The sequence below is a fragment of the Psychromonas sp. genome, from assembly GCF_983033635.1.
Map to the genome: position 1 here is coordinate 1 of NZ_CEZLMY010000066.1, position 5,943 is coordinate 5,943.

Here is a 5,943-nt window from a genome sequence, read left to right on the forward strand (position 1 = left end):
CAATTGCTAATTCAATTTGTAGTTTATTTAACAGTGCTTGTTTATTGAGCAGGAGTTGTTTTAAAAACAGACAGATTGGAGTGAAGGGTGTGTAAACTGCTATGAAATTAGAGTGTTATAACGAATGGTTATAAATACAACTGATAATCGCCTTGGGATATTTTATATATTCAGCAGTAACGAAAATCGAGTCGTTTGCTTATGAAATCACAGAAATAATTTCTTTTCAAATCTCTGTATTATTACAAACCTGTAGTTGTCATTTTTTGATACTTATCTACTATTTTTTGATGTACGCCCTCTTTTTTCAGCTCATCTAACGCATTTTGAAGCTTTTCTATCAATAAATCAGAGGTGTCTTTATGGAAAGCATAATAAAGTTCGCCCTTTTGTAAGGTATAGACGACTTCATAGTCAGCAGGATCAAAACCAAATTTTTTTATTGTCCATAATGCAACTGTCTCATCATAGGCCCAAGCATCAAATCGACTTTTATCCAGCTTTTTAATTGACTGAGTTATTACATTAATTCCTCCTATACGATCTAAGTTTTTTGATGCAATCCCACTCTTAAGCAAAAGTTGTTCACCCACATCATCCCGTATAACACCAATTTTATAGTTAGAAATATCCTTTTCAGAATTTATTTTTATATTTCTATTTTTTTTTGCAATAAGGGAGATTGAAGTTGCTTTTATCGGCCCAACCCACTTGAATAAATTTTCTCTTTCTTCTGTTCTGACAGTAGAGAATAGACTCGTATTTGGGTTTTTTAATAGCGCATTATAACCACGAGCCCATGGTTTTAGATGAATATCTGCGAGTGTTTGTTTGGCTTTAAGTTTGTTAAGCATTAAAACTAACAGCTCAACAGAAATCCCCTGCAGTTTTCCATTCTCTACAAAGTTAAACGGAGGGTAATTTTCAGTTATAAAATTAATATCACCCACAGATTGCGAATAAGTGCAGGCTGGAATTGAAAAACAAAAAATCAATATTAAAGAAGTGATAAAACTTATTATTTTCTTTCCCATCGGCCCTCCTCTTATCCGCCACTCTTTTGTAACCATACAACGATTTTTGCTTTATACAACAAGGCTTGCACAATTAACGGCTAGTTTCACCTGTTTTAGTCAATATATGTGTGCAGCTTTTTATAAATACCAAGCTCAACCCTATGATTAACAAAACTAACCATTCCGGCAATTTTGCTTAGTTTATTATTTTATTATTTGTCACCTATAATTATATATAAATGCATAAACAGGTAGTCTGTGATGACACAACAATTAAAACTACAAGATGCCAAAAAGTTAATGCTTAGTTTTGATATTGGAAAGTTAGACTTTGCGAAAATCATTGATAATATTAATAATGATAAGCTACTTAAGCAGTTTTCTCCCGATGGCATTTGTCAAATTGACCCGCGCAACGGTAACTTGGTTATCTATAACTCCTCCAGAGCAAAACGCATTCACACCACTGTAGACAATAGCCAAGCAGTAAAAGACGATATGCCGTGCCCAATATGTGAGGGAAAAAGCTCAGACATTTTTGATCTCGTAGAACAAAGTGAAGGTTTTACCTTTATTAATAAAAACATATACCCAATCTTCCATCCTATTGATGAGATCCCAAATGAAGAGGCCGATTATTTTTCACATCAGGATCTCGAACATAAAGGCAGAGCTTCCTATGGTTTTCATCTGTTGCAATGGACCTCTTCAATTCATAATAAAGATTGGCACAATATGCCGTTTGCAGATGCTCTGATAAGCTTTAAGCAGCTGGCCAAATTAGAAGAAATATTGCTATATCAGCCGACCAACTTTATGTCCCGCTCTGTAACCAAAATAGATCAACAAGTTGTCAGTGGCTATATATCAATTATTAAAAACTATGGCGCTGCAGCGGGCGCATCCCTAAGCCATGGTCACCAACAGATAGCTTACAGCAATATTTTACCGCAGCGTTTTTTCAATAACCTAAGGTTCCGTAAACGACACAATAAAAGTTTCAGTTTATTTATGCTTGAAGAAAATCCCAGCGAATTACTGGTAAAGGATTATGGCGATGTTGTACTGATAGTTCCTTATTTTATGAAACGCCCGCTGGATATGTTACTTATGGTAAAAGATACGAATAAACGTTATTTGCATCAATTGTCTGTTCACGAAAAACAACAGGTAACACAGGGTATTCAAGAAGCGATTCGGGCGATTATTGCCTTGATGGAAAATATGAAGTTACAACCGGCCTATAATATGATTATTAACAATGGTCCCGGATGTGGCTTATATCTCGAGTTTCTACCTCAGACCCAAAAAATGGGCGGTTACGAGCAAATTGGACTTTTTGTTTGTCAGGCAAATGCAGCCGATTCGGCAAAACAGTTACGAGAACAGATTCCAAGTTAACCACTAACAACAAAATGGGATCGTTGTTGGTAAATAAATAGGGCCAATTTAAAATTAACTTTTTCTTTCTCATCAATTTTAACCAGCCCCCAATTATCACCTATCGGCTTTGAATAACGCTTTTTTTAATTCAATAGACTGTTTAGCATTATAAATGCGCACCGTACTGTTTTCTCTAGGTGATATGGGGCTCATCTCAATATGAATCAGTTTCTCTTCAGGTGTTAATCCTTCAATGGCATCAAGCTGTTCAAAAGCAACAATGGTTTCATAATCATCTAAATATGCTTCATAAAGTTTTGGCCCGGAATAAAAAACAATATAATCAGGTATTGGTAAATTTTGAGCTTGCTGATAGACATGTTGAGATGATTTTCGTTCGCCATTAACACGCCTGGTCCTAAAATCAGTTATACTAGCCTCCCACCTTCAATAATCCAAAGATAAGGTTTTCTATAACGTTGCCAGATATCAAAAGCTCCCCCTTTTTTTGGGATGTTATTAAACTGTGCTTCCCAATATTCTCCTGTAAGTTGATCCTGCTGTAATTTCCGAAAGAATAGACTCTGCAGAACTAAATTTTCCGCTGTAAAGACGGTCTATCATAAGCCCTCTTGCTTATCATACTGGAACTAATTAAGGAATTGTGGGCAGCATTTTCATATTATTCTTTACTATCAAGTACATTAATAAGCGACTTTTCATTGAGGGTTTATTCACCGAAAATACTTAGCAGTTTATCATTGAGGAAGTGGCATAGTTACAGAATATTGTGAAGGGATATGTTGGCCAATTCCATTTATCAAAAAGTTTCTTTATTTCACCAGACTCAAGCAATTTGGCGAAACGTGCGTCAAAGATCTTCTGCAACTGCTGTCCTCTCTCGTTATTGGCGAAAGCTGGATAAATATTCAAGTTCATCAAGGTATTGTATTCAAATTTTGTCGAATCGAAATAGCCTTTTTTTAACTCATGTTTTACTTCTATCTGAGCTTCTAATAAAAAATCTAATTGGCCTTTTTCTAATAATTCCACGGCTTTTCCGCGAGTTTTAAATTCTTTATTATTGAATTTGGTATCAATGTATTCACTATAATTATAGCCTTTTATCCAGCCGACATTTTTTCCTGCAAGACTCTTTTCGCCCTGCCATTGGAAGTCAGGGGATTTTTTATAAAGGGCAACCACCACATCGGCATCAAAATGCCATTTTGGATAAATAATATTTTGTTCCTCATTGAGATAGGAACCAAGCCAAGCATCCATTTTCCCCTGTTTTACTAAAGCAACGCTACGATCATAATCCGTAGTGTTGTATTTAACTTTTATACCGAGTGGTTCATAGACTAACCGCATGATATCCCAGTAAATCCCTGTGCCATCTTCTTTCGCACCATTTACCCAAGCTTCACTGGCGAACTTTATTTCTGTGGGTAAAGTAGCAGCCTGAGACTCGCTGAATTGAAAAAGCATTATAAAAATTATTCCTACCAGTGTTGTTATTATTTTATTTGATTTATGTACAGACACACTCATAAAAATCGCTCCTTGTTAACCTTGAATTTATTGTAAATTGTCATTTTTATATTTTAAAAAAGTCCATCAACTGACGGCACCTGGATACTCTTAATGTTATTAGTTACGCCACTGGCCACGTGGCTTTACTTACCGGATGTTTGCTCAGTGTGCCTTTTGAAATTATAAATAGTAAAAGTCGAGCCCCCAAACCTTATATATTTTAAATAAGCACACCAAAAGAAATATCATATCAAAGTCAACTTAACATTAACATAAAAATCAACTTAATATTAATGTTACACATTATTACATACGAAAAAAGGCAGAACCTATAAGCCTATATTGGCTGAATAAAATGATATTAGAGAGCATAAAGCTAAGGTTTCCATATATGCCCGTTTAAAATATGCGTTGCCTGCCAACTGGTGTCCAATCTCATACCATCCCAGGTAAAAATAAGATCTATCATTTCTTTCACGGATTTGAGCATGGATAGCCTCAAAAACACTGACTTCAAAGCACTTGCGAGTAAACAAAAATCCATCAAAATGAAAATGCGGTTATTAGTGCTTGCTCACTTTCAAGAGGGGCATTCCCGGACACAAATTTCTCAGTTTCTAAAAGTTAGCAGTACAAGCGTAAACAAGTGAGTTAGGATGTATTTTACTGATGGTATTGAAGGTTTATATGAAAAACTTCGAACAAGAAGACCTCACTTTCTGACTACTGCACAGCAAGAAAAATTGATAACATTTATCAAAAAAAATGCCTGTAAACAAGATGGAGGACTTCTCATCGGAAGTGATGTCCTCGCTTACATTAAGCAAGAGTTTAACCAGAACTGCCACAGTGATTATTAATACCGATCCGAAAACGAATTGATCTGTTTTATATTTTCAAGTGCGGTTTTAACCACGCAACATCACAGGCGACTGAAGAACCAGAGTTCGCAGAGCTTACCCGCTCATAAACCTGAACAGGCATTCAATTCGCCAAACTTCCGGAAACAGTTCACAATATTAAGCAGATTGCATAAGAGTAGAACCCGACAATATTTTATATAGATCAATGCATAAAGCTGTTTTAAAGTATTAGACAGTTTGTTTTAGGGATTTATTTTTGAAGATCGTACATAAGAATTGGTTGCGAGAGCAGGATTTTAACCTACAACCTTCGCCAGTGTTTATTAAGAGCTGAGCCCGGCAATATTTTTATAGATCAATGCATAAAGCTGTTTTGAACGACTAGTGCTAGAGTAATTATTTTAGGAATTTATTTTAGGAACTTATTTTTGAAGATCGTTCAGAAGAATTGGTTGCGAGAGCAGGATTTGAACCTACGACCTTCGGGTTATGAGCCCGACGAGCTACCATGCTGCTCCATCTCGCGTCCGTTTTTATACTTAACCAGTTGCTGTCTGCCTCCGTTTAAGTGCGGCGAATGATATACAGATCACATTATATTGGCAAGCACTATTTGTAATTATATTACTATCTGAGCAAATAATATGCGTTATTAGCTTAAAACTAAGCTATATTCCCAATTCATTGATATTATTTAGAAATATAGTTGTAACAGTAAACTTAATTTAAGAGAAGTTAAGTTTCTATAGTGCAAAAAATTATTGATAATTAGAAGAATCAAACAATCTAATTATTCTGTATATTTATGTTCATAAAACGCACAAGCAGCCCTATTAAAGGAAAAATAATGACTGACTTAATCAAACAACTCAGTGAAGTTAAAATTATACCAGTGATTCAAATTGATGATGCAAAACTGGCTGTTCCTTTAGCTAAAACACTTGTAGAAAATGGTTTACCTGCAGCAGAAATTACTTTTCGCACAGTAGCTGCCAGCGAAGCAATTGCGCGTATCAAAGATACATATCCAGATCTGATTTTAGGGGCGGGAACAATTTTAAACGCGCAGCAGGTTGACCAGGCATTTGCAGCTGGTGCAAGTTTTATGGTTTCACCGGGTTTAAATCCACGTACAGTTAAATACT

The 5,943-nt window shown here is 35.6% G+C and carries 5 protein-coding genes and 1 tRNA gene; 3 read left to right on the top strand and 3 right to left on the bottom strand.

Annotation, left to right across the window (positions count from 1 at the left end; genetic code table 11):
- Positions 1-242 precede the first annotated feature (242 nt).
- Complete coding sequence (locus tag AC4GME_RS10310; RefSeq protein ID WP_490379346.1) at positions 243-1,034, bottom strand: substrate-binding periplasmic protein; 792 nt, start codon at positions 1,032-1,034, stop codon at positions 243-245.
- Positions 1,035-1,277: 243 nt separating this feature from the next.
- Between AC4GME_RS10310 and AC4GME_RS10315 the strand changes: the two genes are divergently transcribed.
- A complete protein-coding gene (locus tag AC4GME_RS10315; RefSeq protein ID WP_490377639.1) occupies positions 1,278-2,417 on the top strand; it encodes a hypothetical protein in 1,140 nt (379 codons plus the stop codon).
- A gap of 729 nt (positions 2,418-3,146) precedes the next feature.
- On the opposite strand, the gene AC4GME_RS10320 is transcribed toward AC4GME_RS10315, so the two are convergent.
- The gene (locus tag AC4GME_RS10320) at positions 3,147-3,953 is read right to left on the bottom strand and encodes a substrate-binding periplasmic protein (RefSeq protein WP_490379347.1); all 807 of its coding nucleotides are present in this window, start codon (positions 3,951-3,953) and stop codon (positions 3,147-3,149) included.
- Positions 3,954-4,591: 638 nt separating this feature from the next.
- On the opposite strand from AC4GME_RS10320, the gene AC4GME_RS10325 reads away from it, so the two are divergent.
- The gene (locus AC4GME_RS10325; RefSeq protein ID WP_490379348.1) at positions 4,592-4,795 is read left to right on the top strand and encodes a hypothetical protein; all 204 of its coding nucleotides are present in this window, start codon (positions 4,592-4,594) and stop codon (positions 4,793-4,795) included.
- Positions 4,796-5,247: 452 nt separating this feature from the next.
- Here AC4GME_RS10325 and AC4GME_RS10330 read toward each other — a convergent pair.
- Positions 5,248-5,324, bottom strand: a tRNA-Met gene (locus AC4GME_RS10330).
- A gap of 321 nt (positions 5,325-5,645) precedes the next feature.
- Between AC4GME_RS10330 and AC4GME_RS10335 the strand changes: the two genes are divergently transcribed.
- Positions 5,646-5,943, top strand: a 298-nt coding sequence (locus AC4GME_RS10335) for a beta/alpha barrel domain-containing protein (protein ID WP_490379349.1), incomplete at its 3' end; no start/stop codon positions are given.